The organism is Janthinobacterium sp. 64 (genome assembly GCF_002813325.1).
GTDB lineage: Bacteria > Pseudomonadota > Gammaproteobacteria > Burkholderiales > Burkholderiaceae_D > Janthinobacterium.
Genome location: NZ_PHUG01000001.1, coordinates 4,487,473 through 4,513,294 on the forward strand (window position 1 = coordinate 4,487,473; position 25,822 = coordinate 4,513,294).

Annotated in this window: 28 protein-coding genes; 19 read left to right on the top strand and 9 right to left on the bottom strand. The window is 62.8% G+C overall.

Features of this window, described 5'->3' with window-relative positions; all coding sequences use genetic code 11:
• Nucleotides 1-7 precede the first annotated feature (7 nt).
• From CLU91_RS19740 to CLU91_RS19795, 12 genes are all read left to right on the top strand, one after another.
• Nucleotides 8-346, top strand: coding sequence for a P-II family nitrogen regulator (locus CLU91_RS19740; protein ID WP_010393464.1), 339 nt, complete (start codon nt 8-10; stop codon nt 344-346).
• 11 nt (nt 347-357) lie between these two features.
• Complete coding sequence (locus CLU91_RS19745; RefSeq protein WP_100875489.1) at nt 358-1,893, top strand: ammonium transporter; 1,536 nt, start codon at nt 358-360, stop codon at nt 1,891-1,893.
• A gap of 204 nt (nt 1,894-2,097) precedes the next feature.
• A complete protein-coding gene (gene gshA, locus CLU91_RS19750; protein WP_034749425.1) occupies nt 2,098-3,396 on the top strand; it encodes a glutamate--cysteine ligase in 1,299 nt (432 codons plus the stop codon).
• Between the two features lie 97 nt (nt 3,397-3,493).
• The gene (gene gshB / locus CLU91_RS19755; RefSeq protein ID WP_100875490.1) at nt 3,494-4,450 is read left to right on the top strand and encodes a glutathione synthase; all 957 of its coding nucleotides are present in this window, start codon (nt 3,494-3,496) and stop codon (nt 4,448-4,450) included.
• Nucleotides 4,451-4,464: 14 nt separating this feature from the next.
• On the top strand, nt 4,465-4,869 hold the full coding sequence (locus tag CLU91_RS19760; RefSeq protein WP_035824452.1) for a PTS sugar transporter subunit IIA: 405 nt from the start codon (nt 4,465-4,467) through the stop codon (nt 4,867-4,869).
• A gap of 92 nt (nt 4,870-4,961) precedes the next feature.
• Nucleotides 4,962-5,231 carry an HPr family phosphocarrier protein gene (locus CLU91_RS19765; protein WP_010393142.1) on the top strand — a complete coding sequence of 90 codons (270 nt, stop codon included), beginning with the start codon at nt 4,962-4,964 and terminating at the stop codon, nt 5,229-5,231.
• A gap of 44 nt (nt 5,232-5,275) precedes the next feature.
• A complete protein-coding gene (gene ptsP / locus CLU91_RS19770; protein ID WP_100875491.1) occupies nt 5,276-7,018 on the top strand; it encodes a phosphoenolpyruvate--protein phosphotransferase in 1,743 nt (580 codons plus the stop codon).
• A gap of 132 nt (nt 7,019-7,150) precedes the next feature.
• Nucleotides 7,151-8,350, top strand: coding sequence for a homoserine O-succinyltransferase MetX (metX, locus tag CLU91_RS19775; protein WP_100875492.1), 1,200 nt, complete (start codon nt 7,151-7,153; stop codon nt 8,348-8,350).
• Nucleotides 8,347-8,958 carry a methionine biosynthesis protein MetW gene (gene metW / locus CLU91_RS19780; RefSeq protein WP_070222822.1) on the top strand — a complete coding sequence of 204 codons (612 nt, stop codon included), beginning with the start codon at nt 8,347-8,349 and terminating at the stop codon, nt 8,956-8,958. The genes metX and metW overlap by 4 nt, the downstream gene beginning before the upstream one ends.
• On the top strand, nt 8,958-10,217 hold the full coding sequence (locus tag CLU91_RS19785) for an AmpG family muropeptide MFS transporter (RefSeq protein WP_100875493.1): 1,260 nt from the start codon (nt 8,958-8,960) through the stop codon (nt 10,215-10,217). The genes metW and CLU91_RS19785 overlap by 1 nt, the downstream gene beginning before the upstream one ends.
• On the top strand, nt 10,198-11,100 hold the full coding sequence (locus CLU91_RS19790) for a M48 family metallopeptidase (RefSeq protein ID WP_100875494.1): 903 nt from the start codon (nt 10,198-10,200) through the stop codon (nt 11,098-11,100). Before CLU91_RS19785 ends, CLU91_RS19790 begins: the two co-directional genes overlap by 20 nt.
• A gap of 1 nt (nt 11,101) precedes the next feature.
• Nucleotides 11,102-12,007, top strand: a complete 906-nt coding sequence (locus tag CLU91_RS19795) for a pseudouridine synthase (protein ID WP_100875495.1) — start codon at nt 11,102-11,104, stop codon at nt 12,005-12,007.
• Here the strand turns inward: CLU91_RS19795 and CLU91_RS19800 are convergent.
• Nucleotides 12,004-12,780: an exodeoxyribonuclease III gene (locus tag CLU91_RS19800; RefSeq protein WP_100875496.1), complete on the bottom strand. Its 777-nt coding sequence runs from the start codon at nt 12,778-12,780 to the stop codon at nt 12,004-12,006. The two genes, CLU91_RS19795 and CLU91_RS19800, sit on opposite strands and share 4 nt — an antisense overlap.
• A gap of 109 nt (nt 12,781-12,889) precedes the next feature.
• Here CLU91_RS19800 and pyrE point away from each other — a divergent pair, with 109 nt between their 5' ends.
• A complete protein-coding gene (pyrE, locus tag CLU91_RS19805) occupies nt 12,890-13,552 on the top strand; it encodes an orotate phosphoribosyltransferase (protein ID WP_058050268.1) in 663 nt (220 codons plus the stop codon).
• Here the strand turns inward: pyrE and CLU91_RS19810 are convergent.
• The gene (locus CLU91_RS19810; RefSeq protein WP_157814741.1) at nt 13,549-13,791 is read right to left on the bottom strand and encodes a GNAT family N-acetyltransferase; all 243 of its coding nucleotides are present in this window, start codon (nt 13,789-13,791) and stop codon (nt 13,549-13,551) included. The two genes, pyrE and CLU91_RS19810, sit on opposite strands and share 4 nt — an antisense overlap.
• The gene (locus CLU91_RS19815) at nt 13,791-14,534 is read right to left on the bottom strand and encodes a sulfite exporter TauE/SafE family protein (protein WP_100875498.1); all 744 of its coding nucleotides are present in this window, start codon (nt 14,532-14,534) and stop codon (nt 13,791-13,793) included. The genes CLU91_RS19810 and CLU91_RS19815 overlap by 1 nt, the downstream gene beginning before the upstream one ends.
• A gap of 125 nt (nt 14,535-14,659) precedes the next feature.
• Here CLU91_RS19815 and CLU91_RS19820 point away from each other — a divergent pair, with 125 nt between their 5' ends.
• The 4 genes from CLU91_RS19820 to CLU91_RS19835 all read left to right on the top strand — a co-directional run bounded on the left by CLU91_RS19820 (nt 14,660) and on the right by CLU91_RS19835 (nt 17,261).
• Complete coding sequence (locus tag CLU91_RS19820) at nt 14,660-15,553, top strand: LysR substrate-binding domain-containing protein (RefSeq protein WP_070222806.1); 894 nt, start codon at nt 14,660-14,662, stop codon at nt 15,551-15,553.
• 21 nt (nt 15,554-15,574) lie between these two features.
• Complete coding sequence (locus CLU91_RS19825) at nt 15,575-16,444, top strand: alpha/beta fold hydrolase (protein WP_100875499.1); 870 nt, start codon at nt 15,575-15,577, stop codon at nt 16,442-16,444.
• A 95-nt stretch (nt 16,445-16,539) separates the two neighbouring features.
• The gene (locus tag CLU91_RS19830) at nt 16,540-16,731 is read left to right on the top strand and encodes a YqaE/Pmp3 family membrane protein (protein ID WP_035824477.1); all 192 of its coding nucleotides are present in this window, start codon (nt 16,540-16,542) and stop codon (nt 16,729-16,731) included.
• A gap of 65 nt (nt 16,732-16,796) precedes the next feature.
• Complete coding sequence (locus CLU91_RS19835; RefSeq protein ID WP_100875500.1) at nt 16,797-17,261, top strand: carboxypeptidase-like regulatory domain-containing protein; 465 nt, start codon at nt 16,797-16,799, stop codon at nt 17,259-17,261.
• A gap of 18 nt (nt 17,262-17,279) precedes the next feature.
• Here the strand turns inward: CLU91_RS19835 and CLU91_RS19840 are convergent, their stop codons facing one another.
• The 3 genes from CLU91_RS19840 to CLU91_RS19850 all read right to left on the bottom strand — a co-directional run bounded on the left by CLU91_RS19840 (nt 17,280) and on the right by CLU91_RS19850 (nt 20,030).
• Complete coding sequence (locus CLU91_RS19840) at nt 17,280-18,317, bottom strand: oxidoreductase (protein WP_100876820.1); 1,038 nt, start codon at nt 18,315-18,317, stop codon at nt 17,280-17,282.
• Nucleotides 18,318-18,402: 85 nt separating this feature from the next.
• The gene (locus CLU91_RS19845; RefSeq protein WP_100875501.1) at nt 18,403-19,650 is read right to left on the bottom strand and encodes a M56 family metallopeptidase; all 1,248 of its coding nucleotides are present in this window, start codon (nt 19,648-19,650) and stop codon (nt 18,403-18,405) included.
• The gene (locus tag CLU91_RS19850; RefSeq protein WP_100875502.1) at nt 19,647-20,030 is read right to left on the bottom strand and encodes a BlaI/MecI/CopY family transcriptional regulator; all 384 of its coding nucleotides are present in this window, start codon (nt 20,028-20,030) and stop codon (nt 19,647-19,649) included. The genes CLU91_RS19845 and CLU91_RS19850 overlap by 4 nt, the downstream gene beginning before the upstream one ends.
• Before the next feature lie 305 nt (nt 20,031-20,335).
• Here CLU91_RS19850 and CLU91_RS19855 point away from each other — a divergent pair, with 305 nt between their 5' ends.
• The gene (locus CLU91_RS19855; protein WP_157814742.1) at nt 20,336-20,932 is read left to right on the top strand and encodes a hypothetical protein; all 597 of its coding nucleotides are present in this window, start codon (nt 20,336-20,338) and stop codon (nt 20,930-20,932) included.
• Nucleotides 20,933-21,058: 126 nt separating this feature from the next.
• On the opposite strand, the gene gatB is transcribed toward CLU91_RS19855, so the two are convergent.
• From gatB to gatC, 3 genes are read right to left on the bottom strand one after another with little or no spacing between them, the layout of a single operon-like run.
• Nucleotides 21,059-22,534: an Asp-tRNA(Asn)/Glu-tRNA(Gln) amidotransferase subunit GatB gene (gene gatB, locus CLU91_RS19860; RefSeq protein WP_269800654.1), complete on the bottom strand. Its 1,476-nt coding sequence runs from the start codon at nt 22,532-22,534 to the stop codon at nt 21,059-21,061.
• A 37-nt stretch (nt 22,535-22,571) separates the two neighbouring features.
• Nucleotides 22,572-24,056 (bottom strand): Asp-tRNA(Asn)/Glu-tRNA(Gln) amidotransferase subunit GatA, encoded by a 1,485-nt coding sequence (gatA, locus tag CLU91_RS19865; protein ID WP_100875505.1) that lies wholly within the window; start codon nt 24,054-24,056, stop codon nt 22,572-22,574.
• A 52-nt stretch (nt 24,057-24,108) separates the two neighbouring features.
• The gene (gatC, locus tag CLU91_RS19870) at nt 24,109-24,411 is read right to left on the bottom strand and encodes an Asp-tRNA(Asn)/Glu-tRNA(Gln) amidotransferase subunit GatC (RefSeq protein ID WP_070222787.1); all 303 of its coding nucleotides are present in this window, start codon (nt 24,409-24,411) and stop codon (nt 24,109-24,111) included.
• Nucleotides 24,412-24,762: 351 nt separating this feature from the next.
• On the opposite strand from gatC, the gene CLU91_RS19875 reads away from it, so the two are divergent.
• Nucleotides 24,763-25,806: a rod shape-determining protein gene (locus CLU91_RS19875; RefSeq protein WP_010393186.1), complete on the top strand. Its 1,044-nt coding sequence runs from the start codon at nt 24,763-24,765 to the stop codon at nt 25,804-25,806.
• Nucleotides 25,807-25,822 lie beyond the last annotated feature (16 nt).

Here is a 25,822-nt window from a genome sequence, read left to right on the forward strand (position 1 = left end):
GACTGCCATGAAAATGATTACCGCAATCATTAAACCGTTCAAACTGGACGAAGTGCGCGAAGCCTTGTCGGCTATCAATGTGCAAGGCATTACCGTCACGGAAGTCAAAGGTTTCGGCCGCCAGAAAGGGCACACGGAACTCTACCGTGGTGCTGAGTATGTCGTCGATTTTTTGCCAAAAACCAAGATTGAAGCGGCCGTCGATGACGCCATTGTCGACCAGGCCATCGAAGCGATCGAAGGTGCCGCGCGTACCGGTAAAATCGGCGATGGCAAGATTTTCGTCTACAACCTGGAACAGGTCATCCGCATCCGTACCGGTGAAACCGGCAACGAAGCGCTCTAAGGGGAATATTGATGCATAAAAATATAACAAAATTGCTCGCCGGGATAGCCTGCCTGTGTGCGTTTGGCGTCGCCACGCCAAGCTTTGCCGATGCGCCCGCCAAGACGGAGGCGGCCACGACCACGGCCGTCGCCGCCCCTGCCGTCACGCCCGTACCTGACGCCGCGCCCGCTGCCGCCGCGCCGGCCCCGGCCGCTGCCGCGCCAGCCGCCGCGCCCGTCGCCAACAAGGGCGATACCAGTTTCATGATGATCAGCACCTTGCTGGTGATCTTGATGACCATCCCCGGCCTGGCCCTGTTCTACGGCGGCCTGGTGCGCTCGAAGAACATGCTGTCGGTGCTGATGCAGGTGTTCATGGTGTTCGCGCTGGTCATCGTGCTGTGGTGCATCTATGGCTACTCGATTGCCTTCACGGAAAAAACCGCCTTCTTCGGTGGCTTCGACCGCCTGTTCCTGAACGGCATCTGGGATCCGGCTAAAGGCACGTTTGCCGCCGCCGCTACCTTCAGCAAGGGTGTCGTCATTCCCGAGTTCGTGTTCGTCGCTTTCCAGGGCACGTTTGCCGCCATCACCTGCGCGCTGATCGTCGGCGCCTTTGCCGAACGCGCCAAGTTTTCCGCCGTGCTCGCCTTCGTCGTGCTGTGGTTCACGTTTGCCTACCTGCCAGCGGCCCATATGGTGTGGTTCTGGACCGGTCCTGACCTGATCACCAACGCCGCCACCTCGGCCAGCGAAGCCCTGAAGGCGGGCTGGATCTGGCAAAAAGGCGCGCTGGACTTCGCCGGCGGCACCGTGGTGCACATCAACGCCGCCGTTGCCGGCCTGGTCGGTGCCATCATGATCGGCAAGCGCGTCGGCTACGGCCGCGAATCGATGGCGCCGCACTCGCTGACGATGACCATGATCGGTGCCTCGCTGCTGTGGGTGGGCTGGTTCGGTTTCAATGCCGGTTCCTCGCTGGAAGCGGGCGACGTCGCGGCCCTGGCCTTCGTCAACACCTTGCTGGCCACTGCCGCCGCCACCCTGTCGTGGGTATTTGGCGAGTGGATCAGCAAAGGCAAGCCATCGATGCTCGGCGGCGCCTCCGGCGCGGTGGCCGGCCTGGTGGCGATCACCCCGGCAGCCGGCTTTGTCGGTCCGATGGGCGGCCTGGTCATGGGCTTGCTGGCCGGTATCGTCTGCCTGTGGGGCGTGAATGGCCTGAAACGCCTGATCGGCGCCGACGATTCGCTCGACGTGTTCGGCGTGCATGGCGTGGGTGGTATCCTCGGCGCCCTGCTGACGGGTGTGTTTGCGGCACCACAACTGGGCGGCCAGGGCATCTTCGACTATGTCACCAACAAGATGTCGGCGGATCCCTATTCCATCGGCCATCAGGTGTGGGTGCAGGCGCAAGCAGTCGGCACCACCATTATCTGGTCGGCCGTGGTCTCCGTCATCGCCTATAAACTGGTCGACATCGTCATCGGCCTGCGCGTACCGGAAGAAGAAGAGCGCGAAGGCCTCGATATCACGAGCCACGGCGAGCAGGCGTATCATGGTTAAATAATCACTATCTGGCATGCCAGCGCCCCGGCGCGGCATGTCCGGCTGGAAAAGGCGCCTCATTGAGGTGCCTTTTTTTCGTTGTGGGAATGTAAAAGGTCTTTAAAACAAGGCTTTTGCCCCGATTTGGGGTACTTACACGGTAATATAGTCGGCAGTTCTGTGTGCTTTTTTGAATACTGCACATAATTTAAGGATGTAACTATGGTTCCCCATCTCGTCACGGCCCTGACCGGACCGCTGCTCGACCTCGAAAAAAAGATTCTGGCCGCGACGCCGGCCATTGAGCGCTGGTTCCGCATGGAGTGGCAAGAGCATACGCCGCCCTTCTATTGCTCGGTAGACTTGCGCAACGCCGGCTACAAGCTGGCGCCCGTCGATACCAATCTGTTCCCTGGCGGTTTTCATAACCTGGCCACGGAAATGCTGCCCCTGTCCGTGCAGGCGGCCATGGCCGCCATCGACAAGTATTGCCCGGACGCCCGCAACCTGCTGATCGTGCCGGAATTGCACAACACCACGCCGCAGTACCTGCAAAACGTGGCGCGACTGATGCAGATCTTCCGCCAGACGGGACTGCACGTGCGCTTCGGCTCCTGGTCGCCCGAGATCACCCAGCCGACACCGTTGGCGTTGCCAGATGGCAACATGCTCGTCATCGAGCCGCTCGTGCGCCTGAACAATGGCCGCCGCCTGGGCTTGAAGGATTTCGACCCGTGCACGATTCTGCTGAATAACGACTTGTCGGACGGCATCCCCGATATCTTGCAAAATATTCATGAGCAAAGCCTGCTGCCGCCCTTGCACGCGGGCTGGGCCTTGCGTCGCAAGAGCAACCACTACACGGCCTACGATGAAGTGGTGAAAAAATTCGGCAAGATGATCGATGTCGATCCGTGGATGCTCAATCCCTTCCACGCCAAGTGCAGCGACGTCAATTTCCAGGAAGGCGAGGGCGAAGATGCGCTGGCCGCCAGCGTCGACGTGCTGCTGGCCAAGATCCGCAAGAAATACAAGGAATACGGCATCAAGGAAAAACCGTTCGTCATCGTCAAGCCCGATGCGGGCACATATGGCACGGGCATCATGACGGTGCGCGACGCCAGCGAAGTGCGCGACCTGTCGCGCAAGCAGCGCGAAAAAATGTCGATCGTCAAGGATGGCCAGCTGGTGACCGACGTGATCATCCAGGAAGGCGTGCCGACCTTTGAAAGCATCAAGGATGCCGTGGCCGAACCCGTCGTCTACATGATCGACCGCTACGTGGTGGGCGGCTTCTACCGCGTGCATGCGGAAAAGGGCGTGGACCAGAACCTGAACGCGCCCGGTTCGCAGTACGTGCCGCTGGCGTTTGCCCAGCAGCATGCCGTGCCGGATTTGAAGGCCAAGCCGGGCACTGCCGCGCCGAACCGCTTCTATGTGTACGGCGTGGTGGCGCGCCTGGCTTTGCTGGCCGCGTCGCTGGAAATGGAGCGCACGGACCCGAATCCCGAGGTGTATTGATCCACCACGGAGGCTTGCCGGGCGCGGCGACTACCGCGCCTGGCGATCTCGGCTAGAATCAAGCATTCCTTATCCAGGCTCCCCGATTGGACGCACCATGAAAATTGCATTCCTTGCCGACCCGCTGGCAGGCTTCAAGACTTACAAAGATTCCACCTTCGCCATGATGCGCGAGGCGGCCAAACGCGGCCACGCCGTGTATGCCTTCGAACAGAAGGACATGGCGCTGGAAGAGGGCATCGTCACGGCATTGGTAAAACATATCGAGCTGACCGGCGACGAACACGACTGGTACAAGGTCGTCTCGACCGAGGAAGTACGGCTGTCCACCCTGGACGCCATCATCGAGCGCAAGGATCCGCCGTTCGACATGGAATACGTGTACGGCACGTATCTGCTGGAGCTGGCGGAAAAGCAGGGTGCCTGTGTCTTCAACAAGCCGTCCGCCATCCGCGACAACAATGAAAAGCTGGCCATTGCCCAGTTTTCCGAATTCACCTCGCCAACCCTGGTCACGTCGGACGAAGCGCGCCTGCGCGCCTTCCACGCCAAACACCAGGACGTCATCTTCAAGCCGCTCGACGGCATGGGCGGCACGGGCATCTTCCGCGTCAAGGCCGATGGCCTGAACCTGGGCGCCATCATCGAGACGCTGACGGACAACGGCGCGCAAACCATCATGGCGCAGCGTTTTATCGCCGACATCGACAAAGGCGACAAGCGCATCCTCGTCATCGGCGGCAAGCCGGTGCCGTTTTCGCTGGCGCGCATCCCGCAGGCGGGTGAAGTGCGCGGCAACCTGGCCGCCGGCGGCACGGGCGTCGCGCAGCCATTGACGGCGCGCGACCTGGAAATCGCAGAAAAGCTTGGCCCGATCCTGGCCGCGCGCGGCCTGATGCTGGTAGGATTGGACGTGATCGGCGACTATCTGACGGAAGTCAATGTCACCAGCCCGACCTGCTTCCAGGAAATCATGCAGCAGACGGGTTTTGACGTGGCGGCCATGTTTGTCGACGCCGTCGAGCATGGCGTTGCGCAAGCGCAGCAGCGCTAGAAGGTGAAATGACTATGGTAGGGATTTTGCTCATGACACATGCACCGCTGGGACAGGCCTTCATCGCCGCCTGCGCGCATGTGTTTCGGGGGCCAACGGAACGGTTTGAAGCCATCGACGTCGTCGCCGACCAGGACCTGGCGGAAGTGCAGAAGCTGGCGTCGGACGCCATCTGCCGCCTCGACGACGGTTCCGGCGTGCTGGTGATTACCGACGTGAAGGGCGGCACGCCGTCGAACTGCTGCAACAAGCTGGCCGATGCGGGGCGGGTGGAAGTCATCGCCGGCATCAGCCTGCCGATGCTGCTGCGCGCCATCACGTATCGCCGCGACACGCTCGACGTGGTGGTGGAGATGGCGCTGGCCGGTGCGCAAAGCGGCGCCGTGCGCGTCGATAACCGCATTCGCGTGGGCGAGTAAAGAGTGACATGGCCGCCGCCCTGAAGGCGGCGGGTTTTATAGGCAAAGGCTGGCAACAATGCAGTGCATTCAGGGATAGAGACCATACAAAAATGATTCAAAAAGAACTCGAAATCATCAACAAGCTGGGACTGCACGCACGCGCCTCCGCCAAATTTACCCAGCTCGCCGCCAAGTTCAAGAGCGACGTCTGGCTGACCCGCAACGCGCGCCGCATCAACGCCAAGTCCATCATGGGCGTGATGATGCTGGCCGCCGGCAAGGGTGCAAAAGTGACCCTGGAAGCCGAGGGCGATGATGAGCAGGCATGTGTCGATGCGCTCACCGCCCTGATTAATGACAGGTTTGGCGAAGGCGAGTAATGCCTGCCGAACGTAGCTGCAGCCGCATTCCGACAGGTCACCCCATGGCATCTTTCACGCTCCACGGCATCCCGGTCTCCCGCGGCATCGCCATTGGCCGCGCGCATCTGCTGGCGCCGGCCGCCCTTGACGTCAAACACTACCTGGTCGCCCAGGAACAGATCGAAGCCGAAGTCCAGCGTCTGCAAAACGCCATCGCCGCCGTTCACAAGGAACTGCAAACCCTGTGGAACGAGCTGCCGAAAGATGCGCCCACCGAACTGGGCGCGTTCATCGACGTGCATGCGCTGATCCTGTCGGACCCGTTGATCGCCGAAGCGCCGCTCGACATCATCCGTTCGCGCCATTACAACGCCGAATGGGCGCTGCTGACGCAAATCGACGAATTATCGGCGCAGTTCGACGAAATCGAAGACCCGTATCTGCGCGAGCGCAAGGCCGATATCCAGCAAGTGGCCGAGCGCGTGCTGAAGGTCTTGCTGGGCACGGAACAGCTGCTGCCCAAGGCGGCCACGGCGGATGAGCTGGTGGCGCAGATGATCGTCGTCGCGCACGATATTTCTCCGGCCGACATGCTGCAGTTCCGCGACCGCTCCTTCATCGGCTTCATTACCGACGTGGGCGGGCAGAACTCGCACACGGCCATCGTCGCGCGCAGCCTCGATATCCCGGCCGCCGTCGGCATGTCGCAGGCGTCGATGCTGATCGAGCAGGACGACTGGCTGATCATCGACGGCGACGCCGGCGTCGTCATCGCCAACCCCAGCGCGCTGGTGCTGGAGCAGTACCGCGAGCGCCAGACGGCCATGCAGCGCGCGCGCAAGAAGCTGGGCAAGCTGAAAAAGACGCCGGCCGTCACCAAATGCGGTACCCCCATCACCCTGCTGGCGAATATCGAACTGCCCGAGGATTGTCCGTTTGCGCTGGAGTCCGGCGCCAGCGGCGTGGGCCTGTTCCGCTCCGAATTCCTGTTCATGGGCCGCGCCCACAAGATTCCCACCGAGGATGAACAGTTCGAGGCTTACCGCAACACGGTGCAGTCGATGAAAGGGCGCGTGGTGACCATCCGCACGCTTGACATCGGCGCCGACAAGCCGCTCGACCAGTCCGACCATACGGCCTTGAATCCCGCGCTGGGCTTGCGCGCCATCCGTTACTGCCTGGCCGAGCCGCAACTGTTCCTGACGCAGCTGCGGGCGATCCTGCGCGCCTCGGCCTTCGGCAAGGTGCGTATCCTGATCCCCATGCTCGCGCATGCGTTCGAGATCGACCAGTCGCTGGCCATGATCGCGCAAGCGAAGGCCAGCCTGCGCGAGGAGGGCGTCAAGTTCGACGACGAGGTCGAGGTGGGCGCCATGATCGAGATTCCCGCCGCGGCGCTGGCCTTGCCCATGTTCGTCAAGCGCATGGATTTCCTGTCGATCGGCACGAATGACCTGATCCAGTACACGCTGGCCATCGACCGCGTGGATTATGAGGTGGCGCATTTGTACAATCCGCTGCACCCGGCCGTGCTGCAACTGATCTCGATGACGATCGCGGCCGGCCACAAGGCGGGCATCGACGTGGCCGTGTGCGGCGAAATGGCGGGCGACGTTAAGCTCACGCGCTTGCTGCTGGGCATGGGACTGCGCGAGTTTTCCATGCATCCGGCCCAGCTGCTGGCGGTCAAGCAAGAGATCCTCAACAGCGACCTGGGCCTGATTGCGCCACAAATGCGCAAAATTATGCGTTCCATGGAACCAAATGTGATCGCGGAAGCCGTACAACAGTTGCAGCTCATGTAAACTGTCACCTTAAGCATCAGGACACGTCGCGCGCGGCAAGAGGTGTCCTGATGCTACAGTTGCAGCACCTATCATCGCGGTGCTGCATCGACCATGGCCCGTGGGGCCACCTCCTTTTATAAACCGACACACATGTCATCCATTGGAATCGTTTCGCCGCAAACCATGTATTTTGCGCAACCCCTGCAGCTGCAAAGCGGTGCATCGCTGCGCGACTATATGTTGATGTATGAAACCTACGGCACCCTGAACGCCGACAAATCGAACGCGGTGCTGGTCTGCCACGCCCTGAACGCCTCGCACCACGTGGCCGGCGTCTACGCGGACGAGCCGAAAAGCACGGGCTGGTGGGACAATATGGTGGGACCGGGCAAGCCGCTCGACACCAATAAATTTTTCGTCATCGGCGTCAACAACCTCGGTTCCTGCTTCGGCTCGACGGGCCCCATGCACACCAATCCCGCCACCGGCAAGCCGTATGGCGCCTCTTTCCCCGTCGTCACGGTGGAAGACTGGGTCAGCGCGCAGGCGCGCCTGGCCGATGAACTGGGCATCACCCGGTTCGCCGCCGTGATGGGAGGGTCTTTGGGCGGCATGCAGGCGCTGGCGTGGAGCATCATGTTCCCCGAGCGGCTGCGCCACTGCGTGGTGATCGCCTCGACGGCCAAACTGTCGGCGCAAAACATCGCCTTCAATGACGTGGCGCGCCAGGCCATCCTGTCCGACCCCGATTACCATGGCGGCGACTTCTATGCGCACGGCGTGGTGCCGAAGAACGGCTTGCGCGTGGCGCGCATGGTGGGCCACATCACGTATCTGTCGAATGACGACATGGCCGAGAAATTCGGCCGCAAGCTGCGCGATGCAGCGCAGACGGGCGACTACAAATTCGGCTTCGGTATCGACTTCGAGATTGAATCGTACTTGCGCTACCAGGGCGACAAGTTCTCCGAATACTTCGACGCGAACACCTACCTGCTCATTACCAAGGCGCTCGACTACTTCGATCCGGCGCGCGCGCATGGCGGCGACCTGGCCAAGGCCCTGTCGGGCACCAAGGCCAAGTTCTTCCTCGCCTCGTTTTCCACCGACTGGCGCTTCTCGCCCGAGCGCAGCCGCGAAATCGTCGAAGCGCTGGTCTGCAACCGCCGCCAGGTCACGTATGCGGAAATCGACGCGCCGCACGGCCACGACGCCTTTTTGCTGGAAGATGCGCGCTACATGAACATGGTGCGCGCCTATTATGGCCAGGTATGGAACGACATCGGGGCGGGCTTGCCCGCTCCCGCACAGCACACCGCCGTCCGCCAGGGCGCCAAGGAGATCGCATGACTTTTGACGAATTGAGCGCGCTGCGCCCCGACCTGGCCTTCATCGCCCACTGGGTGCCGAACAATGCGCACGTGCTGGACGTGGGCTGCGGCGAAGGCGTGATGCTGCAGTATCTGCAAAGCGACAAGGAATGCAGCGGCTATGGTATCGAGATCGCCGACGACAAGGTGCTGGCCAGTACCCTGCGCGGCGTGAACGTGATCCAGCAAGACATGGAAAAGGGCCTGGCCATCTTTGGCGACAACAGCTTCGATACGGTGCTGTGCCTGTCCTCGCTGCAGATGATGAAGCAGGTCGAGCCGCTGCTGCGCGACATCGTGCGCGTGGGCGCCGAAGCCATCGTCTCGTTCCCCAATTTCGCCTACTGGCCGCACCGCGTGGCATTGCTGAAAGGGCGCATGCCCGTGTCGAAATCGCTGCCCTACCAGTGGTACGACACGCCCAACGTGCGCTGTGCCACCATCAACGACTTCCGCGAACTGGCCGAGGAATGCGGCCTGGAAGTGATCGAATGCGTGGCCCTGGCCGAAGGCAAGATGGTCTCCGTGCTGCCGAACCTGCGCGGCGACCTGGCCGTCTTCCGCCTGCGTAAAAAAGCGGTGCATTGATGAGCAAAAGCCCGGCGCCAGGATGGCGTTCCCATGCCAATGGCCGCATGCTGGCCGTGCTGGTGCTGGGCTTCAGTTCCGGCCTGCCCCTGTTCATCCTGCTGTACCTGCTGCAGGCATGGCTGGCCAAGTCGGGCCTGAACGTCAAGGCGCTGGGGCTGTTCGCCCTGGTGCAGTTCCCGTACATCTGGAAATTCCTGTGGGCGCCCCTGATGGACCGCTACCGCATCCTGGGACTGGGGCGGCGGCGCGGCTGGATGGCGCTCACGCAAGTGGCGCTGTTCTTTGCCATCGGCGCCATGGGCATGCTCGATCCGCTCACGCAGATCGGCCTGATCGCGGCGGCCGCCGGTGGCGTCGCATTTTTGTCTGCCAGCCAGGACATCGTCATCGACGCCTACCGGCGCGAAATCCTCAGCGATAACGAGCAGGGCCTGGGCGCGGCCGTCATCGTCAACGCGTATAAAGTGGCGGGCATGGTGCCGGGCGCGCTGTCGCTGATCCTGGCCGACCGCATGCCGTGGCAGCCCGTCTTCTGGATCACGGCCGCCTTCATGCTGCCGGGGTTTGTCTGCACCCTGCTGATCAAGGAGCCGACCGTCTACGGCTCGCCGCCGAAGACCATGCGCGAAGCGATCATTCTGCCGTTCCAGGAATTCATCGCGCGCGATGGTTGGCGTAACGCAATGTGGATCCTCGCCTTCGTATTACTCTACAAAATCGGCGACAGCATGGCCACGGCGCTGGCGACGAAGTTTTATCTCGACCTGGGTTTTAGCATGACGCAGATCGGCCTGGCCGCCAACACCACGGGTTTTTGGGCCAGTCTGGCCGGCGGCGTGGTGGGCGGCGTGTGGATGCTCAAGCTGGGCATCAACCGGGGCCTGTGGGTGTTTGGCGCATTGCAGGCGATCGCGATTCTCGGCTTCGCCTGGCTGGCGCAGGTGGGGCCGAACACTATGCTATTGAGCGCCGTGATCGGTTTTGAAGCTTTCGCCAGCCTGGGCCTGGGCGCGGCCGCCTTTGTCGCGTTCCTGTCGCGCAGCACGGACCCGCGCTACACTGCCACGCAATATGCCTTGTTTTCCAGCCTGAGCGCCGTGCCGCGCACCCTGATCAACGCCTCGGTGGGCTTCCTGGTCGCCGAGCTGGGCTGGTTCTCATTTTTCATCGTGTGCTTCTTCCTGGCCTTCCCGGCCATGATGATGCTGCCTAAAATCGCTCCATGGAGGTCTGCCAATGGCAACAATATCCCTTAAACGTTACACCGTCCTGGCCAGCCTGTGTGCCGCCACCGCGCTCTCGCCCCTGTCCGTCCACGCCCAGCAGGCGACGGTCCAGGATGGCATCAAGGTACGTCCCTTGTCGACTTCACGCATCTTTGCCGGCGGCGCCGATTTCAATGCACAATCGAAGCAACAATATACGCAGCTGGTCAACGAAGCGAAGGAAAAAAATGCGCTGATGCCGGACAGCGATCCGCAGGTCAAACGCCTGCGCGCCATCGCCCAGCGCATCATCCCGTTCGCCACGCGCTGGAACGAGGCGGCGTCCAGCTGGAACTGGCAGGTCAACCTGCTCAACTCGGACGAGGTCAATGCCTTTTGCATGCCGGGCGGGCAGATCGCTTTTTACAGCGGCATCATCACCAAACTCAACCTGACCGACGATGAAGTGGCCATCGTCATGGGGCATGAAATTTCGCACGCGCTGCGCGAACACTCGCAGGCGCAGGCCGGCAAGGGCAACCTGGCGGCCGTCGGCGCCAAGCTGGCCGGCGCCGGGCTGTCAGCCTGGCTCGGCGTCGATCCGAACATCACCAGCACCGCCACGAATATGGCGGCGCAGGGCGTGATGCTGAAGTTCTCGCGCGACGATGAACGCGAGGCAGATTTGATCGGCATGGACCTGGCCGCGCGCGCCGGCTTCGATCCGCGCGCCGGCGTGATCCTGTGGCAGAAAATGGCCGCCGTGAGCGCTGGCGCGCCGCCGGAATTCCTCTCGACCCACCCGTCGGGCAAGGACCGTATCTCGCAGATGAACAGCCACATGGCGCAAGTGCTGCCCTTGTACGCGCGCAGCAAGGGCGTTAGCGTGGATGCCTTGCCGCCATACCGCAGCACCGCCATCGCGCAGCGCTAGGATGGCGAAGCGTCACGCCGCCGCACCCTTGCCCATGCGCGACGGCGTGGCGCCCAGTTATCTGTGGCTGCCGGAGGGGCAGTGGCCGGACATGCTCACCTTTCTGATCGAGCGCTATCCGCAGATCGGCGCCGCGCAATGGCTGGACCGCATGGCGCGCGGCGAAGTGGTCAATGGCGATGGCGCCGTGCTTGGACCGGACAGCGCATACCGGCGCGGCATGCGCATTTTTTACTACCGCGAGCTGGAACGCGAAACGCCGATCCCGTTTCAGGAAGCCATCCTGTTCCAGGACGAACACCTGGTGGTGGTCGACAAGCCGCACTTCTTGCCCATGACACCGGCCGGGCGCTTCGTGCAGGAGACCTTGCTGACGCGTCTGAAGAAAAGCCTGGACTGCGCCGAGCTGACGCCGATCCACCGCCTCGACCGCGAGACGGCCGGCGTGGTGATTTTTTCGCGTCAGGTAGCCAGCCGTGGCGCCTACCAGTCGCTGTTCCAGCGCCGCGAAGTGCACAAGACCTACGAGGCGCTGGCGCCTGTGCTGGCGGGCCGGGAATTCCCGTTCACGTACCGCAGCCGCATGGTCGAGGGCGAGCAGTTTTTTCTCATGCGCGAGGAGGCGGGCGAGCCGAATTCGGAAACCGTCATCGACGTAATCGAGCGGCGCGGTGAGGTGAACCTGTACCGGCTGCAGCCGCATACGGGGCGCAAGCACCAGCTGCGCGTGCACCTGGCATCGCTGGGCATCGCCATCGTCAACGATGCGTTTTACCCGCTGGCGCTGCCGTGCAAGGAAGACGACATGTCGCACCCGCTGCAGCTGCTGGCGCGGGCCATCGATTTCACGGACCCGTTGACGGGCGAGCCGCGCCGTTTTGAGAGCCGGCGCAGCCTGGAAGCTTAGCCCTTGATGGTGTAATCGATGATCAACGGTGCGTGGTCGGAAAAACGCTCGTCCTTGTAGACGCTGACCGTGTGCGCCTGGGCTGCGATGCCGGGGGTGGCGACGTGGTAGTCGATGCGCCAGCCCACGTTTTTCGCGTAGGCTTGTCCGCGGTTGCTCCACCACGTGTACTGGTCTTCGCGCTTGTCCAGGCCGCGGTGCACGTCGACAAAGCCCACTTCGTCGAAGACGCGCGTCAGCCACGCGCGCTCTTCTGGCAGGAAGCCGGAATTCTTCTTGTTGCCCTTCCAGTTTTTCAGGTCGATTTCATGGTGGGCGATATTCCAGTCGCCGCAGATGACCACTTCGCGGCCCAGCGCCTTCAATTCCAGCAAATGCGGCAGGAACAGTTCCATGAAGCGGAACTTGGCTTCCTGGCGTTCCGGGCCGGACGAACCGGACGGGCAATACACGGAAATGACGGACAGATTGCCAAAATCGCAGCGCACGTAGCGGCCTTCGGCGTCGAATTCAGGGCTGCCGAAGCCGATATGCACGGCGTCCGGTTCGGCCTTGCTGTACACGCCCGTGCCGGAATAGCCCTTTTTCTCGGCATAGTGGAAATGGCCATGGTAGCCGTGCGGGTTGAGGAATTCCGGCGTCATGTCGGGCAGTTGCGCCTTCAATTCCTGCACGCAGATGAAATCGGCCGTTTGCGTTCCCATCCAGTTGAAAAAGCCTTTTTTGGCGGCGGAACGGATGCCGTTCAGGTTGGCGGAGATAATTTTGGGCATAGGTCGAGAGTGAAAATGGGGCCAGCCGGGGCCGGCGGGCGCGGCATGGCGATTGTCTCGCCGCTGCGCGCGGATTAAAATACAGGCACTTTTAAAAAATGAGGCTAATGTGAATAATTTACGCCAGCAGTTTATCGCGTTTTCAGTATCCAAGGGCGTCTTGCGGTTTGGCGAGTTCACCACCAAGGCCGGACGCCAGTCGCCATACTTCTTCAATGCGGGCCTGTTCCATGACGGCGCCACCCTGGCCGAGCTGGCGCAGTTCTACGCGCAGACCCTGCTCGACTCGGGCGTGGAATTCGACATGCTGTTCGGTCCCGCCTACAAGGGCATCACCCTGGCGTCGGCCACCGCCGTGGCGCTGGCCGGCAAGGGCCGCAACACCTCGTTCGCCTTCAACCGCAAGGAAGCCAAGGACCACGGCGAAGGCGGCACCATCGTCGGCGCCAAGCTGCATGGCAAAGTCGTCATCATTGACGATGTGATCTCGGCCGGCACGTCGGTGCGCGAATCGGTGGACATGATACGTGCCGCTGGCGCCGAACCATGCGCCGTGCTGATCGCCCTGGACCGCATGGAGCGCTCGGGCCCGGACGGCCAGCTGTCGCCAAGTTCGGCGGTGCAGGAAGTGTCGAAACAGTACGGCATCCCCGTCATCTCGATCGGCAACCTGGATGACTTGTTCGGCTACCTGAACGGCGCGGGCGCCGATCCGGAACTGCTGCAGCATAAAGAAGCCGTTTCGGCCTACCGCACCAGGTATGGCATCTAAGTAGTCCTCTCCAGCAGTGCCCGCAGCCGCGGGTCGCTGCAGGCGGCGCCAGCTTGCGGATGGCATTGCAGCAGCCGCCGCAGCAATGCGCCGCCGATGCCGCGCCGCCGGAACGGCGGTTTCACGAACAGCATATTTACCGTCACCCCGTCCGCGCACTTGCTGATGTCGAGCATGGCCACTTGCTGGCCGTCGATCCACGCGCACAGCGCGGCGTCCCCTTGCCAATCGATGTGCATCACGCCAGCCATGGTTTGACCGCCGCATGCAGTCCCAAGGCGAACAGGCCGATAAAAAAGCACCGCTTGAATACCTGTTGCGCGATGCGCCCGCGCAGCCATTGACCGGCCAGCATGCCGGCCAGCGCCGGCAGCAGCGCATACGCGGAAGCGCCGGCCGCGCCGAGGCTGAAGTCGCCGTGCAGGGCCAGGCTGGCCGCCAGCGCCACGGTCGATGCCGTAAACGCCAGGCCCAGTGCCTGTACCAGCGCATCGCGCGCCAGCCCCAGTCCCTGCAGATACGGCACGGCGGGGATGACGAACACGCCCGTGGCGGCCGTCACCAGTCCCGTCACGGCGCCCGCCACAGGCCCCAGCCACGCTTCATGCCGCGCCGGCACGCGCAGCTGCAGCGAGAATAATCCCGCCAGCGCATACAGCATCAGCGCCACGCCCAGCGCGACGACGGCCCAGGCGCCGCTGTCGGCCGGCAGCAATGCGCCGCCCGCCAGGGTGCCGGCCATGACGGCGGCCAGCATCGGCCACAGGCGCCGCAGCAGGGCGCGCAGGCCGGGGCCGGCCGCCAGCTGCCACACGTTCGTCACCATCGATGGCACGATCAGCAGGGCGGCCGCCTGCACGGGCGGCATGACGAGGCTGAGCGTGCCCATGGCTACCGTCGGCAGTCCCAGGCCGACTACGCCCTTGACGAAGCCTGCGACGAGGAAGCTGGCGCCGACGGCCAGCAGGAATGACGTTTCCATCTTTTCTATCCAGAGTGGTTTTGCGTGGATTCTGCGCTTGCCCGGGGATTTCGCCAAGGCGGATTATTTTGAGTCAGCCTTAGTAAAATACGAAGGCTGATAAGATGGCGAAAAGGAGAGCCGCCATGCGCTTTGATCTGGTCGATTTGCAGTTGTTTGTCAACGTGGTGGAGGCGGGCAGCCTGACGGCGGGCGCCGCGCGCAGCCATCTCGCATTGGCGTCGAGCAGCGCGCGCGTGCGCGGCATGGAAGAGATGCTGGGCATGCCCTTGCTGCTGCGCGGACGGCGCGGCGTGGAGCCGACGCCAGTGGGCCAGACCTTGCTGCATCACGCGCGCCTGGTGCTGCTGCAAATGGAGAAAATGCGCGGTGAGCTCGGCGAATTTGCGCGCGGCTTGAAAGGGCAGTTGCGCCTGCTGTGCAATACGGCCGCGCTCAGCGAATTTTTGCCCGAGGCGCTAGGTGCTTTTCTCGACCGCCATCCGAACCTGACCATCGACCTGGAAGAGCGCCTCAGTTACGATATCGTCAAGGCCGTCTCGGAAGGGCTGGCTGACATGGGCATCGTCTCCGATTCGGTCGACATGCGCGGCTTGCAGACGTTTCTGTTCCGCCCCGACCGGCTGGTGGTCATCGCCGCGGCCGACGGCGTGCATCACCGCGCGCTGGGCCAGGATGGCGTCGTCGCGTTCTCCACGCTGCTGGATCACGATTTCATCGGCCTGGCCGACGACAGCGCGATGCAGCAGTACCTGGGCATGCATGCGGCGCGTCTGGGCCGTCCCTTGAAGGTGCGCGTGCGCCTGCGCAGTTTCGATGCCGTCTGCCGCATGGTGGCCAGCGGCGTGGGCATCAGCGTGGTGCCGCTGGCGGCGGCCAGCCGCTGTCAGCAGACGATGGCGCTGCGCTGCCTGGAATTATCCGATCCCTGGTCGGTACGCAATCTGACGATCTGCGTGCGCCAGTTCAGTGAATTACCCCTGTATGCGCGCCAGTTGATCGATCATCTGAAGGCGTGACAGGGCATGACAGGAGCAGCGATGCGTTTTTCAGAAGACAAGATGGCCAGCCTGCGGTGCAGCGACCAGGTCGAGCGGCCGATCCACATCTGGCAGCCGGCGGCGCCACCACGTGCAGTGATCCTGGCGATCCACGGCGGCATGGCGCATGCGGGCGACTACGTCACGCCGGCGCTGTATTTCCGCCAGCACGGCATCGCCACCGTCAGCTTCGACATGGTGGGCCACGATGGCCAGCGCAAGGTCGATATCCCTTCGTTCGATGCCTTCCTCGACGACGAGGAATTGTTCCTCGCGTGGGTCAAGGCCACGTATCCGGGCGTGCCTATCTTCATCATGGGGCACTCGATGGGCGGCCTGATCGCCACGCACCTGGGCTTGCGGCGCTTTGCGGGCGATGCGGCGATCAAAGGCTTCATCATCTCGTCGCCGTATTACGTGAATGCGATTCCCGTGCCGAAGGTGCTGCAGATGTTGTCCGGCTGGCTGGCGCAGCGCTACCCCACGATGAAGGTGCCGCTGGGGAACTTGACCATGCTGCTGACGCACGATCAAACCATCACGGCGCGCCATTTCCAGGATGAGCGCGACGGCATCCGCGCCAGTGCCGCATCGGTGCGCTTCGCCCACGCCTTGACGTCGGCGCAAAAGGAATTGGCGGGCGGCTTGTCGGACTGGCGCTTCCCCCTGTTCGCCGTGGTGGCGGGCGACGACAAGCTGGCCGACAGCCGCGCCACGGAAAGCATGCTGCGCAGCGTGCCCGATGGCCTGCTCGACTACCACTACTATCCAGCCAACTATCACGAGAACTTCAATGAGGTGAACCGCGACGCGATCTTCGCCGCCATCCTGGCGTGGATGGAAAAACTGCTGGCACCCGTGCCGGCGTGAGGCGCCGGTATCGTTATAATCGGATTCATTGAATTGACCGCCGGCGCATGCCGGCCCGGTCCCCGCGGCACAGGGGAATACTCAAGGAATGAACGATGCGCTTGCTGATTGCCCTGATACTCCCGTGGCTGACCTTTTTCACGATCGGCCGCCCCATTGCCGGCATCATTTGCCTGATCCTGCAAATCACCCTGATCGGCTGGCTGCCGGCGGCGATCTGGGCCGTGTACTCGCTGAGCCAGTACAAGACGGACCAGAAGATCGCCGAGGCCATGCGCCGGCGCTGATGCGGGGCTAAGTCTTGTTTAAGCTGCGCTTCCTATCTTGATTCAACCGACACGAGGAGAGTGAGATGGCACAAGACAGATGCGGTACCCTGACCTTGGCGGCGGCAATGCTGGCCGCCGGGCTGTTGCTGGGAAGTGTGGCGCAGGCGCAGGGCGATACTGCCTTGCCGCCCGTGCAGAAGAGCGGTTCAGTGGAATACCTGAGTGGCGGCATCGGCCTCGACGAGTCGACCGCCATCAAGAGCGCCAGCCGGCATTGGCCATTGAGCCTGGTGTTTTCCGTGCAGGCGACGGGCAAGGCGGAATTTGCCTCCGACGTGAAGCTGACAATACGCGACGCCAAGGGCGCGCCGGTGCTGGAGACGACGGCCAGCGGACCGTTCCTGCTGGCGAAACTGGCGCCGGGCAGCTACAGCCTGCGCGCCACCCTGGCCGGCAAATTGCTGGAACGCAAGGTGCAGGTCAAGGCTGGCAGTTCCGCGCGGGTGGAACTGGTCTGGCCGGCGGGAACGAATCAGGGCCGGCCTTGATGGGCGAGGGCAGCCCGATCAGCTGACCGCGAGCACGCGCCCTTCGGCGGCGCTTTGCAGCGCCAGTTCGATCAGGCGTATCGTTGCCGCCGCATCTTCGGCCGCCACGGGCGCCGCTGCGCCGTGACGGATGGCGTCGGCCATGCCCTGGTAAAAGTCCTGGTAGCGGCCCGCCTGCATCTCAAGGTGCTCGCAATGTCCGTCCGGCTGCGTGCCCAGGTGCAGCGCGCCGCGCACGGGATCCACGCCCCAGCCGGGCTGTCCAGGTCTGCCGCCCGCCTTCAGGGCGTCTTCCTGCGGGTCGAGACCAAACTTCACGAAACTGCCCTTGTCGCCATGCACGGCGAAGCGCGCCGTTGGCGCTTTTACCAGGCAGCCGGCCTGCAGCACCACGCGCAGCCGGTCGTAGTACAGCACGATGTGCATGTAGTCGACGGCTTGCGCGCCATCGCGCTGCAGGGCGATATCGGCGTACAGTTTTTCCGGCTGGCCGAACAGCTGCATGGCTTGGTCCAGCATGTGCGGACCCAGGTCGTACAGCAAGCCGCCGCCGGGTGCGCCGGACTCGCGCCAGCGCTGGCGGATCTCGGGGCGGAAACGGTCGAAATGCGATTCGACGCTGGCGATGTGACCCAGGGTGCCCTGCGCCAGCAGCGTTTTCAGGGTCAGGAAGTCGCCATCCCAGCGGCGGTTGTGGTACACGCTGAGCACCAGCTTGCGTTCTTTCGCCAGCGCGATCAGGCTCTGTGCTTCAACGCTGGAAATGGTGAAGGGTTTGTCCACCACCACGTGCTTGCCCGCCTGCAGGGCCGCTTGCGCCAGGCTGAAATGCGCCTCGTTGGGTGCGGCGATGACGACCAGTTCGATCGATGGATCGGCAAACAGCTGCGCCGGCTCGGCGTAGACGGTGGCGTGCGGCCAATCCTTGTGTACGAGGTCCGGTTTGCTGGAGGCGACGGCTGTCAGTTCCAGGGCCTCGATGGCCGACAGGACGGGAGCGTGGAAGGTGGAGCCGGCAAAGCCGTAGCCGACCAGGCCGGTTTTGATCTTGTTCATGGCGTGTTCCAGGTGCGTGGAAGAATCCATGATCATACCCGCAAGCGGGCGGCGGCAGCGCTGCCGCGATACCGCCGCGCGTGCATTAGTTCAGGCGCCAGACGTATTGCACTTTCACGCTGGCGCTGACCGGCTTGCCGCCAGCCAAGGCCGGCTTGAACGTGCACTTGGCAATGCCGCTGCGCGCCGCCTCGTCGAGGGCCGGATGGCCGCTGCTGTTGACCACGCTCGAGCCCAATACCTTGCCGGCGGCACTGACGTCAAAGGACATGTTGACCGTGCCCTCTTCCTTCGCCTGCAGCGATGCGGCTGGGTAGACCGGTTTGCCGCACACGCCAAAGTCGATGACGGGGCGGCGCTCCAGTACCGGCGCGCTATCGGCGGCGACGGCCTGGCCGTAGATGCCGAGGCAGGCGCCGGCGAGGGCAAGCAGCGGCACGGCTGCCTTCCAGTTCAGGGTTTGTGGTGCGGGGCGCAGCAATCGTTTGATACGTGACATAAGATCTCCTCCGTCGGCCGCCTGGGCCAGGTGGTGGGTTGAGAACTGGAGACGTTCCAGTTCCGAGAGTGCAAGAGCCAGACGCCGCGGTTCGCCCAGTTGTCTTGCTGCGAAATCATCTGCAATGTGTTCGCGTTCGAGACGCACGCCGCGCGAAATCCACCAGACGGCAGGGTGGAAGAACAGCAGCGCTTCGATGGCGTTTTGCAGCAGGTTGAGCAGATAATCGTGGCGCCGGATATGCGCCAGTTCATGCGCCAGCAGTGCGTCGAGCAGCTGCGGCGGCATGCCCGTGACCAGCGCCGCAGGCACCAGCGCCATGGGTCGCCAGATGCCGGCCGTGAGCGGGCTGGCGATGTTGTCGAGCACGCGCAGCCGCACGGGCCGTGTTACGCCAGCATCCTGCGCCATGCCCGATAAACGCGCCTGCCAGTGAGCATGCGTGCTGCCGGTCTGGCTGGCGCTGCGTGCTATCCACAGCATGCCCAGCGCCATGCGCAGGGCCAGCATGGCGGCGCACAGCGCCCACACGCCGACGACGGCGCGCAGCAGCAGGTCCAGGTCGGGCAAGCTGTCGGGCGCCAGCAGGGCGGTGGACAGCAAGGCGCTGGAGAAGAGGGCGCCCGTGGCATCGGCACCGGCCAGGCGCAGATACAAGCCCGCGGCAGGCCACGCCAGGCAGGCCAGCAGGGCGCCGCAGCCGACGGCGTAGCGCGCCTCTGGCCGCGCATTGCGCAGGGCGGCCCACGCCAGCGCCGTGGTGCAGCCGATCAGGATGCCCTGCCACAGGAAGTGCAGCAGGGTACAGCCCAGGGCCGGCACGAAGCCGTTCATGACTGATCGTCCTTGAGCATTTTTTCGATCTCTTCGCGTTCGGCGCGCGACACGCCCGTGCGCAGGGCCGCCAGCACCAGTGCCTTGGCCGAGCCGGCGAAAGCCTTCTGCATCAGTTCTTTCAGCAGATTCGTCTGCAGGCTGTGCTGGGCCTGGGCCGGCGCATACACGTGCGAGCGCTGGCTTTCGTCGCGGATCAGCAAGCCCTTGGTGTGCATGATCTGCATCAGGCGCAACACGGTGCCATACGTGATGGCCGGCTTGGCCAGCGCCATCGCCTCGTGCACCTGCTTGGCCGTGGCGGCGCCCAGCGGCCACAGTGCCTGCAGCAGATCAAGTTCGGCTGCCGTCGGTTTCGGGATATCGTGCGTCTTGGCCATGCTGTTTTCCTCTTGCCAGAATTTCAATATGGCTAGACTAATCGTTATAGACAAAAATGTATACTTTAATTTTCAAATGAAGCGCAAGCTGCCTTTATGCGATAAAAAGAACTAGACAGCACGGTATAGATGCGCTCGCGTGGCAGGTAAACGCACACGCGGCGGCGTCGAAATAATTGCATTTTGGAAATTATCATGTAATCATCTTCTATTCCTGTCGGAATATAGTTGATCTGGCCGATCATCTGGATGGCCGAGCGCTCATTTACTCTCTCCCTTACTCTGCCATGCGCCTTAAAGAAGCTTTGCTGTTGACGACCTGTACTCTCGTGCTGGCCGGATGCCATACCACGCGCTCCTCTCCCCGCTATGTATTTGCAGATACCACGCAGCCGTCGGCAAGTCTGGCGATTCAATCGATCCATACCGGGTCGCGGCAAAAAGCCACCGTCGACCGCAATGAAGTCGACTGTGCTCCCGACGGCAAGTGGAAGGCGCAACGCAGCTTCGAGCTGGCCAGTTTCCAGGGCGCGAAGTTCAGCGATCCGCCGGTCTTGGTGCGCCTGCCGGAAGGCATGTCGCATTTCTTTGTCAATTTCCCGGTCGGTTCATCGAACGAGTGTTCGATGTCCTTTGCCACCTACCTGGAAGCGGGGCATAGCTATACCTTGAAGGCGGATGGCCATCTGGGCGCCTTCTTTTCCCTTGACCCCGGCGGTTGCCGTGTTGCCGTGATCGATAACGACACCGGGCAAGCCAAGCATTTGATTAAGGGGCCGCACGCGCAATCGCAGTTCGGTTCCGTGTCCTGTCCGAATCCGGCGCTGTTCGCAGCCGCTGCCGAAGCTGCGGAGCACGCCGCAGACGCTGCGGAGGCGGCTGCGGCTGCTGCGGCCAAGTAAGGCGCCGCGGGCGCCGCCCAGGGCGGCAAGGGAAGGGGCGCAGGCATCGCCAGATACCTGGCATGCCAGTTTCTCCATTAAAAAAAGACGCCGCGGCGTCTTTTTTTGAGGGGGATGGAGGGGCGCTTATCCCGCCAGCTTGGCCTTCAGCAACTCTGTCAGCTGGGCCGGATCAGCCTTGCCCTTGGACGCTTTCATGGACTGGCCGATCAGCGCGTTGATGGCCGCTTCCTTGCCGGCGCGGTACTGTTCCACCGACTTGGCGTTCGCCGCCAGCACTGCGTCAACGATGGCTTCCAGGGCGCCGGAGTCGGAGATTTGGCGCAGATCCTTGGCGTCGATGATGGTATCGACCAGGTTCTCGTCGCTGGACTTCGCTTCCCACATGCCGACGAAGACCTCTTTTGCCGCCTTGTTCGAGATCGTGCCATCGGCAATGCGCTTGAGCATGGCGGCCAGCTGCGCGGCGGAGACGGGCGCGTCGTCCAGGTCCACGCCTTCGCGGTTCAGGGTCGACGATACGTCGCCCATCAGCCAGTTGGCGGCGGCCTTGGCGTTTTCCTTGCCGGCCTTGTCGACCACGGCGACGAAATAGGTGGCCATGGCTTTCGATTGCGTCAGCACCAGCGCATCGTAGTCCGGCAGCGCGTATTCGTTGATGAAACGGGCGCGCATGGCGGCAGGCAGTTCCGGCATCGACGCCTTGACCGTGTCGATCCACGCTTGCGAGATGACCAGCGGCGGCAGGTCAGGATCCGGGAAGTAGCGGTAATCCTGGGCGTCTTCCTTGCTGCGCATTTCGCGCGTTTCCTTGCGGTCCGGATCGTACAAACGCGTCGCTTGCACGACCTTGCCGCCGTCTTCGATCAATTCGATCTGGCGGCGCACTTCCACGTGCACGGCTTCTTCGATGAAGCGGAAGGAGTTCAGGTTCTTGATTTCGCAGCGGGTGCCGAATTCCTTCTGGCCGACAGGACGCACGGAAACGTTGACGTCGCAGCGGAACGAGCCTTCCTGCATGTTGCCGTCGCAAACGCCCAGCCACATGACCAGCGAGTGCAGGGCCTTGGCGTAGGCCACGGCTTCGGCGGCGCTGCGGATCTCCGGTTCCGAGACGATTTCCAGCAGTGGCGTGCCGGCGCGGTTCAAGTCGATGCCGCTCATGCCCGCATAGTCTTCGTGCAGCGATTTACCGGCGTCTTCTTCCAGGTGGGCGCGCGTCAGGTTGACCGTCTTGGTGACGAATTCGCCATCCTTTTCGTAGCCGAAGGTCAGGGCGCCGCCGATGACGACGGGGTCCTCGAACTGGCTGATCTGGTAGCCCTTCGGCGAATCCGGATAAAAATAGTTTTTGCGCGCGAAGACCGAGTGCGGCGCCACGGTGGCGCCCACGGCCAAACCAAAACGGATCGCGCGCTCGACGGCTTGCTTGTTCATCACGGGCAGCACGCCTGGCAGCGCCAGGTCGACGGGGCTCGCCTGCGTGTTGGCGTCGGCGCCGTACTTGATCGGCGAACCGCTGAAAATTTTGGATTCGGTCGTGAGCTGCACGTGGTTCTCAAGACCGATGACGACTTCCCATTGCATAGTGTTCTCGCTTATTTTTGTTGGCGCCGCCGGGGCGGCGCGTGTGTTCTTATTAAATACCGGCAGGGCTGCGCGTATGCCAGTCCGTCACCAGCTGGTACTGGTGGGCCACGTTCAGCAGCCTGGCTTCGCCAAAATAATTGCCGATGATTTGCAGGCCGACGGGGCGCTTGCCGTTTTTCTCGCCTGCGCCGAAGCCGCATGGAATCGACATGCCGGGCAAGCCGGCCAGGCTGGTCGACAGGGTGTAGATGTCGGCCAGGTAGTTCGCCACCGGGTCGTCCGTCTTGTCGCCCAGGTCCCAGGCGACGGTCGGCGCGACGGGTCCCATGATGACGTCGCAGACGGCGTTCGGGCCATTCAATACGGCGTCGAAATCCTGCGCGATCAGGCGGCGGATCTTTTGCGCCTTCAGGTAGTAGGCGTCGTAGTAGCCGTGGCACAGCACATAGGTGCCGACCATGATGCGGCGCTGCACTTCCGGGCCGAAGCCCTGGGCGCGCGACTTTTTGTACATGTCCTGCAAATCCTTGTACTCGGCGGCGCGGTGGCCGTAGCGCACGCCATCGTAGCGCGACAGGTTCGACGACGCTTCGGCCGGGGCGATCATGTAGTAGGCGGGAATCGACAGGGCCGTATTCGGCAGCGAAATGTCGACCAGGGTGGCGCCCAGCTTTTCATACTGCGCCAGCGCGCCGCGCACGGCCGCTTCCACGTCCTTGGCCAGGCCCTCGCCGAAATACTCGCGCGGTACGCCGATGCGCAAGCCCGTCAACGGCTGGCCCAGTTCACGCGAAAAATCTTCCGTCACGCCGCCCTGTTCCGGCGACAGGCTGGTCGAGTCGCGCTCGTCGAAGCCGGCCATGGCCGTGAGCAGCAGGGCGCAGTCTTCGGCCGAGCGGGCCATCGGGCCGCCCTGGTCCAGCGACGAGGCAAAGGCGATCATGCCGAAGCGCGAGACGCGGCCATAGGTCGGCTTGATGCCGGTGATGCCACAGAAGGCGGCTGGCTGGCGGATCGAGCCGCCCGTGTCGGTGCCGGTGGCCGCTGGCGTCAGGCCGGCCGCGACGGCGGCCGCCGAGCCGCCGGACGAGCCGCCTGGCACGGCCGTCTTGTCCCACGGGTTCTGCACGGCGCCGAAGGCCGAGTTCTCGTTGCCGGAACCCATGGCGAATTCATCGCAATTGACCTTGCCCAGGGTGACCATGCCGGCTGCCTGGAATTTTTCCACCACGGTGGCGTCAAACGGGCTGGCGTAGTTGGCCAGCATTTTCGAGCCGGCCGTCGTGCGCCAGCCGCGGGTCACGAACAGGTCCTTGTGCGCGATCGGCACGCCCGTCAACGGCGTGGCGGTGCCAGCGGCGATGCGAGCATCCGCTTCGGCAGCTTGCGCCAGGGTCAGGGCACGGTCGACGTGCAAGAAAGCGTTCGAGTTGTCCGCTGCGATGCGGTCGAGGAAATGCGTCGCCAGTGCAACGGCGGAAATTTCCTTGTTCTGCAAGAGCGTGGACAGCTGTTTGATGGATTTTGTATGCATGGCGTTTCTATTTTGATATTCGACGGGAAGACAACAGCATGGAGTGGCGCAGTTACTCGATCACTTTTGGCACCAGGTACAAGCCATCCTGTACCTTCGGCGCCACGGCCTGGTAGGCGTCGCGGCGATTCTGTTCTGTGGCGACGTCCTCGCGCAGGCGCAGGGCGATATTGTCCATATGGGCAGCCAGCGGGTGGCTCAGGGGCGCCACGCCATCGGTATTGACGGCTTGCATTTGTTCCGCCAGGGCAAAAATCTTGTTCAATTGGGCCAGGGACGTGACGGCCTGATCGTCGGCCATTTCGAGTTGGGCCAGGTGGGCGATGCGTTTTACGTCGGAGAGTGTCAGGGACATGGCGAATGGCGCGGAGTGCCGCGCATTAGTATTAAGTTGGCGTTTCGATAAAACGCGAATATTTACTGCTTTTTTGCTCACAAAAGCCGGGGAATGCCGCGTAACTCGCGGCTGCAAGAGTCGCACTTTTCCATGGTTTTTGAGCAAATCGCATTCAAATTATAAGGTAGAATGGCGGGTTAATGCGTTGCCGGCGCTGATGGACCGCTGCCGCAGCATAGAAAAGATTGCGCAAGCGCCAAGCGAAACCCGGAAAAACCGCCTTCATGGATTTTCAGGGTGCCTGAAAGCGCCCGCTTTGAAACTCCCCATAAACAGCTTTTGCGCAGCTCGATGCGCTACAGGACACTCATGTTTGGTTTTTTACGCAGGTATATCTCCACCGATCTGGCCATTGACTTGGGCACGGCCAACACCCTTATTTATGTGCGCGGCCTCGGTATCGTCCTGGACGAACCGTCCGTCGTCGCCATCCGCCAGGAAGGCGGTCCGAATGGCAAGAAGACCATTCAGGCAGTCGGCAAGGAAGCCAAGCAGATGCTGGGCAAGGTGCCGGGCAATATCGAAGCGATCCGTCCTATGAAAGATGGCGTGATCGCCGACTTCACCGTGACCGAGCAGATGCTCAAGCAATTCATCCGCATGGTGCATGACTCGAAATTCTTCCGTCCATCGCCGCGCATCATCATTTGCGTGCCGTGCGGTTCGACCCAGGTCGAGCGCCGCGCGATCCGCGAATCGGCGCTGGGCGCCGGCGCGTCGCAGGTGTACCTGATCGAAGAACCGATGGCAGCGGCCATCGGCGCGGGCTTGCCCGTATCCGAAGCGACCGGCTCGATGGTGGTCGACATCGGCGGCGGCACCACGGAAGTGGGCATCATTTCGCTGGGCGGCATGGTCTACAAGGGTTCCGTGCGCGTCGGCGGCGACAAGTTCGATGAAGCCATCGTCAACTACATCCGCCGCAATTACGGCATGCTGATCGGCGAACAAACGGCCGAAGCCATCAAGAAGGCCATCGGTTCGGCTTTCCCTGGCTCGGAAGTGAAGGAAATGGAAGTCAAGGGCCGCAACCTGTCCGAAGGCATCCCGCGCTCGTTCACCATTTCCAGCAACGAGATTCTCGAAGCGCTGACCGATCCGCTGAACAACATCGTCTCGGCCGTGAAGAACGCGCTGGAACAGACGCCGCCGGAATTGGGCGCCGACATTGCCGAAAAAGGCATGATGCTGACGGGCGGCGGCGCACTGCTGCGCGACCTGGACCGCCTGCTGATGGAGGAAACCGGCCTGCCGGTGCTGGTGGCCGAGGACCCGCTCACCTGCGTGGTGCGCGGTTCCGGGATGGCACTGGAACGTATGGACAAGCTCGGCTCGATCTTCTCCTACGAATAATCTGACAGAAGGGCCG